Here is a 12,808-nt window from a genome sequence, read left to right as displayed (position 1 = left end):
CCGATCTTGCCGAGGCAGGAGCTTACAACCGCGCCGAGCGGAGTGATCAGCGGACGATCAGTACGTCGGAGCGCACATGCCGCAACACGCTCTGCGCGACACCGCCCAGCAGCACGCGCTCGAAGCGGGTGCTCGAACCACTGCCCGTCACCACCAGATCGGCCAGGTAGCGCGAAGCCAGCTCCGGCAGAGCCCGCTGCGGTGTTCCCGGGCCGACAACGACTGTGTCCGGCCGGGGGTCGAGCCGTGCGGCGAAAGCCTCGATCCTCGGCCGGATCTCCGCGAGACTCGCCTCGCGGAGATCGTCGATGTCGGACTCGCCGAGCCCCCGCAGCCGAAGCAGGTGCTCGCCGATCACCACACTCACATGCGCGACGATGTGCACGGCCGAGGGGGTCAGTGCCATTCCGAACTCCGCAGCCCTGCGTGCCTCGTCACTGTCATCGACGGCCAGCAGCACGGTGGCGTAATCGGAGGCGTCGTTGACCGGAGTTCGCACCACCAGCACGGGACAGCCACTGGCGTGCGCGACATTGGCCGTCGTATGGCCGACGAATGCGCCCGCGAAACCGCGGTCTCCGTTGGCGCCGAGTACGAGCAGGTCGGCCGCGAGGTCCGCGGCCTCGGCGAGGATCGTGCCGGACACGGGGCCGGTGCGCAGCCGGACGTCGGCCCAGGCAGGCGCGTGAGTGGCGACATGGCTGTCGAAGGCGTGCCCCGCGAAGGTGGAGAGATCCTGGGCGAGCGACGGCGGAAGGACTGACAGCACTGTCAGCTCGGCACCGTGAGCGGCTGCGAGGTTCGCGGCCCTCCGCACTGCCGCCCCTGCACCCTCGGACAGGTCCGTGGCCACGAGCACCCTGCGAAGTCGCACGCGGCCACCTCTTTCAGCCCGCCGGTGATGTACCCGAAAAGCCAGGCTAGCCGGGAACTGGGAGGGGATCGAGGTGGTGGGTCACCCGAGAGGTGTCAGCGGCGTGGCCGAGAGCGGCGGGAGCGTGACGAGCGGCCTCGTCCACTCCTGCGACCGTCGTGCCCCTGTGAGGAGGAGGGCCTCGACGAGTTCGAGTTCGGCCCCGGATTGGGTCCCGAGTTCGGCACACCGGGTGCGCCAGGGGCCGGAGCCGTCGCGGAGACGGGCGGGGCCTGGAAGAGCTTCGGCCCGCCGATGGCGGCATCCTGCGGAGCTTCCCCAGAGAGCTCCCGGTAATCCACCGGCTCCTCGTGGGTTGTGTGACTGAACTGCACCACGCCTGCTTCGCCGTCGGCGGCGCCGGGCGTGGGGTTCGATGATGAGTGCAAGTACTTCTCCCTCTGCGACACCTCTGAAGTGGTCGCGAGCGCGGGACGCCGCGAAGTGATCTCTCCGCGGCGTCCCGCAGGTGCACTCAGAGTGCGCGCACTCCCGTGGCCTGCGGGCCCTTGTTGCCCTGGCCCACGGTGAAGGACACCCGCTGGCCGTCCTCCAGGCTGCGGAAGCCGCGGCCATCGATCTCGCTGTAGTGCACGAAGACGTCGTCGGTCCCGTCATCGGGAGCGATGAAGCCGAAGCCCTTCTCGCTGTTGAACCACTTCACGGTTCCCTCGGTCATGTTGTCTCCTTCGTGAGGGGATGTCGGCGGCCACACCGTGCGGCCACCGCGCAGCCGCGGGGTCGAGCCGGCCAGCGTTCCCACTTGTCGCGAGGAGACGTGACACGCCCGCACCGATCTTTCGCGGACGTGCAAAACACGAACACGCAAAACCTGCGACTGCTCAGGACAACGTCCTGGCGTACCGGTTCATTCCCGGTACGCCAGACCACCCTACCCGACCGGATCACCGGTGTCGGTCAGCGGTCGTCGAGATCCTCCAGGGTCAGCCCGCCGTGGCCGTTGCGTCCGGCCGCCTGCTGGTCGGCGTGCTCGTCGAGCAGGTCCCCGACCTCGATGAGGCGTGCGGCCAGCGCGCGCTGCCTCGCCACGGGCACACTGCCCTCGCGCAGGTCCGCGACAAACCGGTCGAGGTCGGCGCGCAGCGACGTGAGCGACATCAGCACGGCCTCGGTGTGGTGTTCCATTCGACTCCATTCCCTCGCAACACCCGAACGGGTCATGCAAGGAGATGAACGGGGGAATCATCCATGACGCCTGAGTCGAGTAACGGCACCCACAGTCACCGTCATTGGCGCCTCCGGGCTAGATCAGCCTGGGTCTCGGCTTCGGTGCAACACTGCGTGTAGCGCCGTTTCGGCAGCCACGAGCCGCTCAGTTTGTCGCCGAGCCTTCCTCGGTCCGCACCGTGCGAAGCGCGCCCGAGGCGTCGTAGGTGTAGACGTCGAAGAGGGCTCTGCCTGGCTCGCCCTCCTCCACGAAGTCGAGCGGGCCGCTCTCACCGTCGTAGTCGATGTTCGTCCCCCTGTCGAGCAGCCGCTTGCAGTCGGCGAACGACGTACACCTCTCGCCGTTCGCGGTGACCTCGTTGATGGCGGTGGCGAACACGATCGGATCGTCGGACTGCGTGGCTTCGACCGCCAGCGCGACGATCGTCACGCAGTCGAACACCTGCGGCGCGAACTGCGATTCCCTCACCTCAGGGGCGAAGGCCCTCAGACGAGCGGTGTACTCACCGTTCCCGGTGGCAGGGGCCGTGCCCTTCAGGCCCGCGAGCACCCCGGGGTCGTCGGGCGACACCTCCGACGCCAGCCGTGCGCCACGCAGCCCGTCCGTGCCGTAGACGTTGATGTCTCGCGGCCCGACACCCGCCTCGATCATCGCTCGGAGCACGGCGGCACCCTCGTCGAACGCCACGACGACCGCCGCGTCAGGGTTCACCTCCCTGACCTTCCGTGCCACCCGGTCGAAGTCCTCCGATCCCGGCTCGTAGGTCTCGCCGAGCACCACAGGGATGCCGGTGTCCTTCAACTCCTTCGTGATCGATTTCAGCAGTCCCCTGCCGTAGTCGTCCCCTCGCGCGACGACGGCGACCCGCTGCTCGCCGTCCGCGACGATCACCTTGCTCAGCACAGTGGCCTGAAGGGCGTCACTGGGTGCGGTGCGGAAGTAGAGACCGTTGTCCGGGTAATCGGTGAACGTCGCAGCCGTGTTGGAGCCGGAACACTGCACCACTCCCGAGCCCGTCACGGTGTCGATGATCGCGAGCGACATGTCGGACGCCGCGGCACCGATAACGGCATCGACGCCGGAGGCGAGCACCCGGTCGGCCGACCGAGCGGCCACGCCCGCGTTTCCGCCCTCGTCGGACGCGGTCACCTCGGGAATCGGCTGCCCGAGCACGCCGCCCGCGTCGTTGATCTCCTTGACGGCGAGCCTCACCGACTCGATCTGGGCGGGGCCCTGCGACGCGAGTTGCCCCGTCTCCGGCAGCACGTAGCCCAGCCTGAATACCCCGTCGCCGCCGTCGGAACCGCCGCGCGGTTCCTCGTCGCCACCCACGCACCCCGCGAGCAGGAGAGCGACCGCACCCATCAGAACCGCCGATCGCCGCCCTGCTGACGCCCCCATCGGGAAACCCCCTTGATCCTGTCGCCACGAACCGCCCGGGGCTTTTCGCTTCTCGCGCGAAGCAGGCCAGCACGGACGTATGGGTGGCATCACGGTAGAACGCTTCCCGGCATTCGGAAAATCGCGGGGCTCCTGCCGCGATCGGCCCGCCGGCCACTGCGAGCGTCCACCTCTTGCCTTCCACGTCGCCGACGCGAAGTATGTGAGTGCTACACGCTGCGTGACGAAACGGAGGGTGAGTCATGGTCGGACGGCGCCTGCTCCGCTGGCCGGACGAATGGGCCGACTGGTTCGAGAAACGCGGCGTCTACGTGCCCGGCGAGGACAACCGTGTCGTGGACCCCTGGCGAGACTGGGGGTGGCTGATCGTGTTGTGGCTCGCCGGACTCGCCGTCTTCATCCTCGTCTTCGCCATCGCAGCGTGAGACCCGGCCGATGGTCCGTGTCACCCCGATGCCGTCGGCGTGTCACGGCGAGGACACGAGCGGGCTCCGACTCCGACTCAACCGCCTGATCCGGGTGGCTGAGGCGGCGCCGCGTCGCCAGAGTGGACGAGGGCGACCGGTTGCGCGCCCGAACGGAGCAACTCCGCCCTGCGATCGGACCAAGGGAGTCGAGCTGTGTCTACGGCGAGGACGACGGCCGCTGTGTTCGCGGCGTTCGCACTGGCCGCGTGTGGCACTGCGGCCGGTGACGGCTCCGAAGCCGTCCCGGCCCCGCCGGCAAGTCCTTCAGTCGCGGCGTCCTCGCCACAGGCCACGTCCTCGGTGAGGCTTCGCGAGTTCGGCTCGGAGCACCGCTTCCCCTCTGGCCTCGTGGTGACCGTCTCGTCGCCGCACATCTTCGAACCGAGCGAGAGTGCCTACCCCCGGTCACAGCGCGCCGCGGCGTTCGGCATCGAGTTGTCCAACGAGGGGCAGCGGCCGTACCGGATCTCCGACCTCTCCGTCCGCGCCACGATCGACGGCGAGGAGGTCAAGCAGGTGCAGGACATCCCCCGTGGCTACAACGGCATCGTGGACGCCGATCGCGACCTCGTGGCAGGCGACTCCACCAAGGTGACGTTCGCGTTCGCCCTTCCTGCGGAGGTGGCCACGGTGGAACTCACTCTCCGACCCGATTCGACCAAGTCCACCAAGGCGGTGTTCGTCGGATCGGTCTGAGGTCCGGGTTACGCTTCGGCCATGACCGACCCCAACCGTCTTTCCCCCGGCGATCCGGCTCCCGACTTCTCCCTGCCCGACAGCGAGGGCACCATCGTGTCGCTCTCCGACTTCCGGGGGCGGTCCGTGGTGGTGTACTTCTACCCCGCTGCGGGAACGCCCGGCTGCACCAAGCAGGCGTGCGACTTCCGCGACAACCTCGCCCTGCTGGGCGACGCCGGGTATCAGGTACTGGGCATCTCCCCCGACAAGCCGGAGAAACTCGCCTCGTTCGTCGAGAACGAGAAGCTGACGTTCCCGCTGCTGGCCGACCCCGGCAAGACGGTACTCACCGAGTGGGGCGCGTTCGGGGAGAAGAAGAACTACGGCCGCGTCGTGCAAGGCGTGATCCGCTCGACGTTCGTGGTGAACCCGGACGGCACGATCGCCAAGGCCATGTACAACGTGCGCGCTACCGGCCACGTCGCGAAGCTGCTTCGGGATCTGAAACTCGCCGGCTGAGCCCTGACGCACACGGGCCGCCTGCGGATGCCGTGCGGTGGAGCGCCGCACGGCATCGCGCTGGCCTTGCGCGTGCGATGTCGCCGTCTTGTCGGCTGCTTCCGATGGTCGATGGCGCAAGGACGGCGCTCCTGCCCGGCGTGACGACCCGCTACGAAGCCAGCTCCCGCAGATACGGCACCAGTGCGCGCAGGGCCTGTCCCCGGTGCGATGCCGCGTCCTTCTCCTCCGGCTTCAGCTCCGCAGAAGTCCGGGTCCCACCGTCGGGAACGAAGATCGGATCGTAGCCGAAACCGTTGTCACCACGGGGTTCGCGCACGATCCGCCCGCGCCATTCGCCGCGCACCACAACGGGTTCGACCCCAGGCGGGACGAGTGCCGCCGCGCACACGAACGCCGCACCCCTGCGCTCGTCCGGCACGTCGGCGAGCTGCCCGAGCACAAGCCGCAGATTCGTCTCGTCGTCGCCGTGCACACCGGCCCAGCGCGCGGAGAGCACGCCCGGCATCCCATTCAACGCGTCCACGGTCAGCCCCGAGTCGTCCGCCACCGTGGCCAGGCCGGTGGCCTTCGCCGCGTCACGCGCCTTGGCGACGGCGTTCTCCTCGAACGTCGCCCCCGTCTCAGGTTCCTCGTCGAAAGGTTCGACATCGGCCATGCCGACGATCTCGATCCCGGCAACCCCGGCATCGGAGAGGATGCGGCGAAGCTCGGCGAGCTTCTTCGCATTGCGGGTGGCGAGCAGTACCCGCGTGGTCACTTCGACCCCTTCTTCTTCGCGGGTGGGGGTTCGGGCAGTGTGCCGGGATAGGGGGCCGCGAGCGCCTCGGCCTGTATGCGGGCCAGCTCCGCGCAGCCCGCCTGCGCGAGGTCGAGCATCTTGTCCAGTGTGGACCGAGTGAAGGTGGCGCCCTCACCGGTGCCCTGAACCTCGATCAGCGTACCCGCGTCGGTGGCGACGACGTTCATGTCCACCTCGGCACGCGAGTCCTCCTCGTACGGCAGGTCGAGCCGCACCCGACCGTCAACGACCCCCACACTGACCGCCGACACCGCGGCCGACAGTGGCTGGGGGTCGGCCAGCCGCCCTGCCGCGCCGAGCCAGGTGACGGCGTCGGCCAGCGCCACGTAGCCGCCCGTGATCGCGGCCGTTCGCGTGCCCCCGTCGGCCTGGATCACGTCGCAGTCGATGACGATGGTGTTCTCGCCCAGCGCGGCCAGATCGATGCAGGACCGCAGTGAACGGCCGATGAGCCTGCTGATCTCGTGAGTGCGGCCCCCGACCCTGCCCTTGATCGATTCCCGATCGCCTCGGGTGTGCGTCGCGGAGGGCAGCATGGCGTACTCGGCCGTCACCCAGCCGAGGCCGGAACCGGCCCGCCACCGGGGAACTCCCTCAGTGACACTCGCGGCACACAGCACCCGGGTGTCGCCGAACTCGACGAGCACCGAGCCCGCAGGCCACTGCTGGAAACCGCGGGTGATCCGAACCTCGCGGAGCTGGTCATCGTTCCTGCCGTCTTCTCGCACCACGCCTGGCAGCCTAGTGAAGCCGTCCCGGCACCGGGTGAGAAGGGCATCCGCGCCCGAGACCCACAAGCCCGTGGCGATCAGCTCAGATGTCGTAGACCTCGCCCTGACGCACCCACCGCACGGGGCCGTCGAACGCGGCGTCGGCCTCGGCGAGGATCGCCTCGCCGTCCGACCACGGCGGCACGTGCGTGAGCAGAAGCCTGCCGACGCCTGCCCGCTCCGCGAGTTCACCCGCCTGCCTTCCGGAGAGATGGAGGCCGGTTGGCCGGTCGGGCGCGTCGGTCCAGCTCGCCTCGCACAGCAGCGCGTCCGCGCCGTCGGCGAGGTCGTCGAGCCCGGCGCACGGCCCGCTGTCGCCGGTGTAGGCGAGGGTCACGCCGTCGTGGGTGATCCGGAGACCGAACGATTCGGTGGGGTGTTCCACGGGCACCGGCGTCACCGTGAACGGCCCGAGAGTGATCGACTGCGGGCTCAGCGGGTGGAAGTCGAACACGTCCGAGAGGTCGGTCTCCCTGCGTTCGGCCTCGTGCGGTGCGTAGGCGTTGGCCAGCCGGGCAGGGGCCTCGGACGGCGCGTGGACAGCGAGCGTGCGCCGCCGCGCGTCGTAGGGCGGGTTCGGATGGTAGCGCCGGAGCACGGCCAGTGCGCTGAAGTCGGCGCAGTGGTCGGGATGCAGGTGCGACAGAACGAGCGCGTCGAGCGAGAAGGGATCGCACACGGTCTGCAGGCGCGCCAGCGTGCCGTTGCCGAGGTCGATCAGCAGCCGGAAGCCTCCCGCCTCCACGAGGTAGCCGGAGGCAGCCGCGTCAGGACCGGGGATGCTGCCGCAACAGCCCAGGATCGTCAGTCGCACGATCAACACCTTGCCACGTCGCGATGCGCTGTGCCTGCCTCACGTGGTGGCGAGCACGGTGCCGAGTCCCATGAACCGGCGCGCCAGCTTGGCGAACGGCTCCGGTGGTCCGGTGGCGAGGAACTCGTGATCTGGCGACTCGGTGCGCTCGGCGAGCAGGTCGAGTTCGGTGAGTTCCCGCACGACGTCCTTGGCGGTCTCCTCGGCGCTCGACACGAGGGTGACGTCAGGACCCATGACGGCCTGGAGCACACCCGTGAGCAGCGGGTAGTGCGTGCAGCCGAGGATCAAGGTGTCCACGGCGTCGCGGGTGAGCGGTTCGAGGTAGCCCTGCGCGAGACCGAGCACCTGCCGTCCCGACGTGATGCCCCGCTCGACGAACTCGACGAACCGGGGACACGCCACGCTGCTCAACGTCACCGAGGTGGCGGCGAGCGCGTCGTTGTAGGCCCGCGACCGCACGGTGGTCTCGGTGCCGATGAGCCCGACCCTGCCGTTGCGCGTCGTCGCCGCCGCCCTGCGCGCGGCAGGCAGTACCACCTCGAAGACCGGGATGTCGTAACGCTCTCTCGCGTCGCGAAGGCACGCGGCCGACGCGGTGTTGCAGGCGATCACGAGCGCCTTGACCCCGTCGGCCACGAGCCCGTCGAGCGCGGCGAGCGCGAGTTCGCGCACCCTGGCGATGGGCAGCGGGCCGTAGGGGGCGTTGCGGGTGTCGCCGACGTAACGGAGGCGTTCGAACGGCAACTGATCGGCCACGGCACGCGCCACGGTCAACCCACCGACTCCGGAGTCGAAGATCCCGATCGGGGCGGACGCGGAGCGGGTCGTGGTCATGCGCCGAGATTACCGGGCGCGCCCTTCGGCGCCGCCGGCCTCGCGGACCTGCCCTTCCTCGCCACCAGCCACGCCGCGAGCACGCCCCCTGCCGCACCGAAAAGATGCCCCTGCCACGACACACCCGGTGTGCCGGGGAAGACGCCCCACAGCATGCCGCCCCACAACGCGAACAGCACCACAGCCACCGCGAGCTGGGCCACGCTCCGGGAGAACACTCCTCGCACGAGCAGGAAAGCGAGCCAGCCGAACGCCAGCCCCGACGCTCCCACCGTCACGGTGTCGTCGGCGGAGGTGAGCCACACCCCGAGGCCGCCGACGACCCAGATGGTGGCCGTCACCACGACCCACTGCCCGAAGCCACCCGCCATCGCGAGGAAGGCGAACACGGCCACGGGCCAGGTGTTCGCGAACACATGCGCCCACCCGTCGTGCAGCAGCGGCGCCCACACCACGCCGTCGAGCCCGTCGAGTGAGCGTGCCTCGATGCCATACCTGTCGAGTTCGAGCGGCAGCGCGACATCGACGAGTTCCACGAGGTAGAGGAGCGCGACGAACGCCATCGCAACGGCAGCCGCGGCGAGCGGCTTGCGCGGAAGGACGCGCTGTGCCGGGTCGCGCTGCCTGCGCGGGGCCGGTGGGGTCGGTGAGAAACCGCTGGGGAGGTCCACGTCTCGCAGGCTAACCCCGTACACCCGCTGGGTGCCTCGGGAGAAAACCCTGAACCGTCACGCCCACAGCTGCCCGTCGAGCCGCTCGGCGGCCTCGTCGAGAGAACCGCTGTAGGCGCCGGTGGACAGATACTTCCAGCCCGCGTCGGCGACCACGAACGCGATGTCGGCCGTGTCGCCCTTCTTGAGCACCTTGTTCGCCACACCCAGAGCGGCGTGCAGGACGGCCCCGGTCGAGATGCCCGCGAAGATCCCTTCCTGTTCCAGCAGCTCACGGGTGCGTCGCAGGGCGTCGTAGGCGCCGACGGAGTACCGGCCGCTCAACACGTCGGGGTCGTACAGCTCGGGAACGAACCCCTCGTCGAGGTTGCGCAGGCCGTACACGAGTTCGCCGTAGCGCGGTTCGGCGGCGATCACCTGCGCATCCGGCTTGTGCTCGCGCAGATACCTGCCGACTCCCACGAGCGTTCCCGTCGTGCCGAGCCCGCCGACGAAATGAGTCAGCGTCGGAAGGTCCTTCAGCAGCTCAGGCCCCGTGCCCGAGTAGTGCGCGTCGGCGTTGGCGGGATTGCCGTACTGGTAGAGCATCACCCAGTCCGGATTCGCCTTCGCGAGTTCCTTCGCGCGGCGCACCGCCTCGTTCGACCCGCCAGCCGCAGGCGAGTACACGATGCGCGCGCCGTAGGCCTGGAGCAGTTGCCTGCGTTCCTCGGAGGTGTTCTCCGGCATGACGCAGACCATGCCGTAGCCCTTGAGTTTCGCGGCCATCGCCAGCGCGATACCCGTGTTGCCCGAGGTGGGCTCCAGGATCGTGTCCCCCGGCTTGAGGATGCCGTCCCGCTCGGCCGCCTCGATCATGGCCAGCGCGGGGCGGTCCTTGATCGAGCCCGTCGGGTTGCGATCCTCCAGCTTCGCCCACAGGCGCACCTCGGGTGACGGCGACAGCCTCGGCAGACCCACCAGCGGGGTTCCGCCGAGTGTGTCGAGCAGAGAGGCGTATCTGGCCATCGGCCGGCCTACCGTGCGCCGCCGGCGACAGCGGGAAGGATCGTCACCGTGTCACCGTCCGCGACCTCCGCGTCGAGTCCACCCGCGAACCGCACGTCCTCGTCGTTGACGTAGACGTTGACGAAGCGGTGGAGCTTCTCGTCCTTGACCAGGCGGGCCTTGATGCCGTCGTGCTTGGCGTCGAGGTCGTCGATCACCTCGGCCACGGTCTTGCCCGACGCCTCGACGGACTTCGCGCCGTCGGTGTGCGTGCGCAGGATCGTGGGGATGGAGACGGTCACGGACATGGCTTACCTCCACTTGGGGTTGTCGAAGGAAGAGACGTTCCTGCGGTCCGGGCTATTCCCAGGAGTGACCTGAGTCCGTGCCGGGGGGCTCGTACGCCTCGACGATCTCCACGGGTTCCTCGGTCACCTCGCCGTCCACGATGCGATACGACCGGAACTCGTGGGTGTCCGGCTGCCGGGTGGACACGAGAACGTAGTGCGCGAACGGTTCCTGCGCGAGCTTGATGTCCGTGCGCGAAGGGTAGGCCTCGGTCGCGGTGTGCGAGTGGTAGATCACGACGGGCTTCTCGTCACGAGCGTCCATCTCGCGGTACAACCTCAGCAGATCGCCCGAATCGAACTCGTAGAAAGTCGGCGAGCGTGCCGCGTTGACCATCGGGATGAGCCGTTCGGGACGATCCGTGCCGTCGTCGGGTCCTGCGACCACCCCGCACGCCTCGTCCGGGTGATCCCGGCGGGCGTGCTCGACGATCGCGTCAACGAGGTCACGGCGAATTCGGAGCACGACCCGATTCTACGTTTCCGCACCCGGGCGTTCACTGCGTGAGAAATCGCAGCTCAGGCCGGGGTCAGGGGCTCCTCATCGCCGGGTTCCGGCACGGTGGCGAGCGCCGCGTCGGCCAGCGCGGTCTGGCAGGTCACCAGCCACGTCAGCTCCCTGCCGCCCTTGAGCAGCGTCACCGTGGGCCAGTCCACGAGCGCGTTCCACCTCGGCCTTGACAGGAAGAGCGACTGGGCGTGACCGAGAGCGCAGAAGACGTCCGCGACCGCCACCTCGGGCACGGTCACCACGGCAGGCTCGTCGCCCGATTCGTGGGCGTGCGCGAACAACACGCTGGTACGGCGCACCGCGTCGAGCACCCGGTTCCGCATCATCCTGCCGTGGCGGGCACGGAACTCCTCACTGGCCTCGCGGTCGAAGTAGGCGTCGGGGAACAGCCTGCGGTCGGGCAGCGGGCGCGGCCTTCGACCGAAGCGCCTCCGCCGCCCGGTGAGCGAGCACTCCACGTCGTCGAGCACGCCGAGCAGCCCCTCAGCGACCGTCCTCGACACCGCGAGGCACACCAGCTGCTCCGCTCGCCACGCCTGGACGAACTCCCCCGTCACGCGTCCCCCTGTCCGATTCACCGTTTTCCGCGTCACACCAGCCGGGGCGGATCGGCGCCCACCCCCACGGTGGCCCGCACGCCCAGGAGCTGGATCTCCGCGACGAGACGTTCGGCTTCCTGCCGCTCCTCGCACGAGAGCACCCGCGCCGTCCCGTGCCGCTGCGCCTCGTCGGCCAGCGCCACGCCGGTTCGCTTGTCGATGCCGCACACCTGGCGCAGCACGAACGCCACACCGGGAAACCGGTTCACGTCGTCGTGGTGGAGATCGACATGCCAGCGCTGTTGCTCAGCCGTCACCGAACGCCTCCGGCCACACCTCGGCGTAGGACGGCAGGCCCGGCGCCGACGAGGCCGCGAGCAGACCGTGCACCATGGCGCGGGCGAACACCCTCGCCGCGGCGGAACAGAGACCGTCGAGCACCATCGCCGCACCGGCGTCCCCGATCGGCCCTTCCGCTCTCGGCAGCTCCGTTGCACCGGTGGCCAGCGCGAACACCGTGTCGCCGTCGAACATCGTGTGCGCGGGACGTGCCGCCAGCGCGATGCCGTCCTGCGCGGCGACGGCCAACCGGCGGCACTCGGCCTTCGACAGCACCGCATCGACGGCCACCACACCGATCGTCGTGTTCAGCCGCGTCCCTTCGGTAGCCGTGAACTCGCCCGCCCTCTCCGGCCAGCGCGACACACCGAACTCGCCGTCCAGCCCGTACTCGGCGGCGTACGGCTCGCCGGTCCCGGGACGCACAACCTCGCCTGCCGCGTTCACCACGGCGAGAGCGCCCACTGTCAGGCGGATACCGTCCGGGCTCTCCACGTATTCGCTCGCCGTGCCGACGCCACCCCTCAACGACCCGGCCTGCGCTCCCGCGCCTGCCCCCACGGAGCCCTGCGCGACAGGCCCTCCCGCCGCAGCCTCGCAGGCGGCGTACCCGAATGTCGCATCCGGACGGTTGCCCCAATCACCGCGCGGCAAGTCGAAAATCACGGCCGCAGGGACGATCGGCACCACGTGTTCCGGACCCGGTCCCACGGGGAAACCGCGATTCCGCTCGTCCAGCCAGCGCATCACCCCGTCCGCCGCCGCGAGCCCGAACGCGCTGCCGCCGGAAAGGCACACGGCGTCCACGGTGCTCACGAGGTTCTCAGGCACGAGCAGGTCGGTCTCCCTCGTTCCTGGAGCCCCGCCGCGCTGGTCCACCCCGCCGACGGTGCCCTCGGGCGGCAGCACGACCGTGGTGCCGCACATCCATCCCGCCTCGGTGCGCTGGTGATGGCCGACCAGGACACCCGGCACGTCCGTGATCGCGTTGTGCGGTCCCGAGCGAGTCGTCGTCACCGGCCTC

18 protein-coding genes are annotated in these 12,808 nt (G+C 69.5%); 3 read left to right on the top strand and 15 right to left on the bottom strand.

Going from position 1 to position 12,808, the window contains the following annotated elements; translation table 11 throughout:
- Positions 1–46: 46 nt before the first annotated feature.
- The 4 genes from SACXIDRAFT_RS15925 to SACXIDRAFT_RS15910 form a co-directional block, all read right to left on the bottom strand.
- The gene (locus tag SACXIDRAFT_RS15925) at positions 47–874 is read right to left on the bottom strand and encodes a universal stress protein (RefSeq protein ID WP_006239626.1); all 828 of its coding nucleotides are present in this window, start codon (positions 872–874) and stop codon (positions 47–49) included.
- A 514-nt stretch (positions 875–1,388) separates the two neighbouring features.
- Positions 1,389–1,592, bottom strand: a complete 204-nt coding sequence (locus SACXIDRAFT_RS15920; RefSeq protein WP_006239625.1) for a cold-shock protein — start codon at positions 1,590–1,592, stop codon at positions 1,389–1,391.
- A 239-nt stretch (positions 1,593–1,831) separates the two neighbouring features.
- Positions 1,832–2,059, bottom strand: a complete 228-nt coding sequence (locus SACXIDRAFT_RS15915; protein WP_006239624.1) for a hypothetical protein — start codon at positions 2,057–2,059, stop codon at positions 1,832–1,834.
- A 187-nt stretch (positions 2,060–2,246) separates the two neighbouring features.
- Positions 2,247–3,503, bottom strand: coding sequence for an ABC transporter substrate-binding protein (locus tag SACXIDRAFT_RS15910; RefSeq protein ID WP_006239623.1), 1,257 nt, complete (start codon positions 3,501–3,503; stop codon positions 2,247–2,249).
- Between the two features lie 242 nt (positions 3,504–3,745).
- Between SACXIDRAFT_RS15910 and SACXIDRAFT_RS15905 the strand changes: the two genes are divergently transcribed.
- From SACXIDRAFT_RS15905 to bcp, 3 genes are all read left to right on the top strand, one after another.
- The gene (locus tag SACXIDRAFT_RS15905) at positions 3,746–3,928 is read left to right on the top strand and encodes a hypothetical protein (protein ID WP_006239622.1); all 183 of its coding nucleotides are present in this window, start codon (positions 3,746–3,748) and stop codon (positions 3,926–3,928) included.
- 195 nt (positions 3,929–4,123) lie between these two features.
- Positions 4,124–4,666: a hypothetical protein gene (locus SACXIDRAFT_RS15900; protein ID WP_006239621.1), complete on the top strand. Its 543-nt coding sequence runs from the start codon at positions 4,124–4,126 to the stop codon at positions 4,664–4,666.
- A 21-nt stretch (positions 4,667–4,687) separates the two neighbouring features.
- A complete protein-coding gene (gene bcp, locus SACXIDRAFT_RS15895) occupies positions 4,688–5,167 on the top strand; it encodes a thioredoxin-dependent thiol peroxidase (protein ID WP_006239620.1) in 480 nt (159 codons plus the stop codon).
- Positions 5,168–5,318: 151 nt separating this feature from the next.
- Here the strand turns inward: bcp and rdgB are convergent, their stop codons facing one another.
- The 11 genes from rdgB to SACXIDRAFT_RS15840 all read right to left on the bottom strand — a co-directional run bounded on the left by rdgB (position 5,319) and on the right by SACXIDRAFT_RS15840 (position 12,801).
- Entirely contained in the window at positions 5,319–5,927 is a 609-nt protein-coding gene (gene rdgB / locus SACXIDRAFT_RS15890; RefSeq protein WP_006239618.1) for an RdgB/HAM1 family non-canonical purine NTP pyrophosphatase, read from the bottom strand.
- Positions 5,924–6,700 (bottom strand): ribonuclease PH, encoded by a 777-nt coding sequence (rph, locus tag SACXIDRAFT_RS15885; protein ID WP_006239617.1) that lies wholly within the window; start codon positions 6,698–6,700, stop codon positions 5,924–5,926. Before rph ends, rdgB begins: the two co-directional genes overlap by 4 nt.
- Before the next feature lie 82 nt (positions 6,701–6,782).
- The gene (locus tag SACXIDRAFT_RS15880; protein ID WP_006239616.1) at positions 6,783–7,553 is read right to left on the bottom strand and encodes an MBL fold metallo-hydrolase; all 771 of its coding nucleotides are present in this window, start codon (positions 7,551–7,553) and stop codon (positions 6,783–6,785) included.
- A 39-nt stretch (positions 7,554–7,592) separates the two neighbouring features.
- Complete coding sequence (gene murI, locus SACXIDRAFT_RS15875) at positions 7,593–8,390, bottom strand: glutamate racemase (RefSeq protein WP_006239615.1); 798 nt, start codon at positions 8,388–8,390, stop codon at positions 7,593–7,595.
- Positions 8,387–8,953 (bottom strand): rhomboid family intramembrane serine protease, encoded by a 567-nt coding sequence (locus SACXIDRAFT_RS15870; RefSeq protein ID WP_050987032.1) that lies wholly within the window; start codon positions 8,951–8,953, stop codon positions 8,387–8,389. Before SACXIDRAFT_RS15870 ends, murI begins: the two co-directional genes overlap by 4 nt.
- Before the next feature lie 165 nt (positions 8,954–9,118).
- Positions 9,119–10,069, bottom strand: a complete 951-nt coding sequence (locus SACXIDRAFT_RS15865; RefSeq protein WP_006239613.1) for a PLP-dependent cysteine synthase family protein — start codon at positions 10,067–10,069, stop codon at positions 9,119–9,121.
- 8 nt (positions 10,070–10,077) lie between these two features.
- Positions 10,078–10,356, bottom strand: a complete 279-nt coding sequence (locus SACXIDRAFT_RS15860; protein WP_006239612.1) for a MoaD/ThiS family protein — start codon at positions 10,354–10,356, stop codon at positions 10,078–10,080.
- 52 nt (positions 10,357–10,408) lie between these two features.
- Complete coding sequence (locus tag SACXIDRAFT_RS15855; RefSeq protein WP_006239611.1) at positions 10,409–10,861, bottom strand: M67 family metallopeptidase; 453 nt, start codon at positions 10,859–10,861, stop codon at positions 10,409–10,411.
- Positions 10,862–10,914: 53 nt separating this feature from the next.
- On the bottom strand, positions 10,915–11,463 hold the full coding sequence (locus tag SACXIDRAFT_RS15850; RefSeq protein WP_006239610.1) for a DUF2017 family protein: 549 nt from the start codon (positions 11,461–11,463) through the stop codon (positions 10,915–10,917).
- A 32-nt stretch (positions 11,464–11,495) separates the two neighbouring features.
- Positions 11,496–11,762, bottom strand: a complete 267-nt coding sequence (locus SACXIDRAFT_RS15845; protein WP_006239609.1) for an ATP-dependent Clp protease adaptor ClpS — start codon at positions 11,760–11,762, stop codon at positions 11,496–11,498.
- Positions 11,752–12,801, bottom strand: coding sequence for a P1 family peptidase (locus SACXIDRAFT_RS15840; RefSeq protein WP_006239608.1), 1,050 nt, complete (start codon positions 12,799–12,801; stop codon positions 11,752–11,754). The genes SACXIDRAFT_RS15845 and SACXIDRAFT_RS15840 overlap by 11 nt, the downstream gene beginning before the upstream one ends.
- Between the last annotated feature and the right edge of the window lie 7 nt (positions 12,802–12,808).

Source organism: Saccharomonospora xinjiangensis XJ-54 (genome assembly GCF_000258175.1).
GTDB classification, from domain to species: Bacteria; Actinomycetota; Actinomycetes; order Mycobacteriales; family Pseudonocardiaceae; genus Saccharomonospora; species Saccharomonospora xinjiangensis.
The sequence above is the reverse complement of the archived record's forward strand: the minus strand, read 5'-3'. Positions and strand labels throughout refer to the sequence as shown.

What these genes read in the sequence shown, in the direction of transcription:
- bcp (WP_006239620.1), top strand. Translation starts at nt 4,688, where the DNA reads ATGACCGACCCCAACCGTCTTTCCCCCGGCGATCCGGCTCCCGACTTC.
- SACXIDRAFT_RS15910 (WP_006239623.1), bottom strand. Translation starts at nt 3,503, where the DNA reads ATGGGGGCGTCAGCAGGGCGGCGATCGGCGGTTCTGATGGGTGCGGTC.
- murI (WP_006239615.1), bottom strand. Translation starts at nt 8,390, where the DNA reads ATGACCACGACCCGCTCCGCGTCCGCCCCGATCGGGATCTTCGACTCC.
- SACXIDRAFT_RS15860 (WP_006239612.1), bottom strand. Translation starts at nt 10,356, where the DNA reads ATGTCCGTGACCGTCTCCATCCCCACGATCCTGCGCACGCACACCGAC.
- SACXIDRAFT_RS15865 (WP_006239613.1), bottom strand. Translation starts at nt 10,069, where the DNA reads ATGGCCAGATACGCCTCTCTGCTCGACACACTCGGCGGAACCCCGCTG.
- SACXIDRAFT_RS15920 (WP_006239625.1), bottom strand. Translation starts at nt 1,592, where the DNA reads ATGACCGAGGGAACCGTGAAGTGGTTCAACAGCGAGAAGGGCTTCGGC.
- SACXIDRAFT_RS15915 (WP_006239624.1), bottom strand. Translation starts at nt 2,059, where the DNA reads ATGGAACACCACACCGAGGCCGTGCTGATGTCGCTCACGTCGCTGCGC.
- SACXIDRAFT_RS15905 (WP_006239622.1), top strand. Translation starts at nt 3,746, where the DNA reads ATGGTCGGACGGCGCCTGCTCCGCTGGCCGGACGAATGGGCCGACTGG.
- SACXIDRAFT_RS15870 (WP_050987032.1), bottom strand. Translation starts at nt 8,953, where the DNA reads ATGGCGTTCGTCGCGCTCCTCTACCTCGTGGAACTCGTCGATGTCGCG.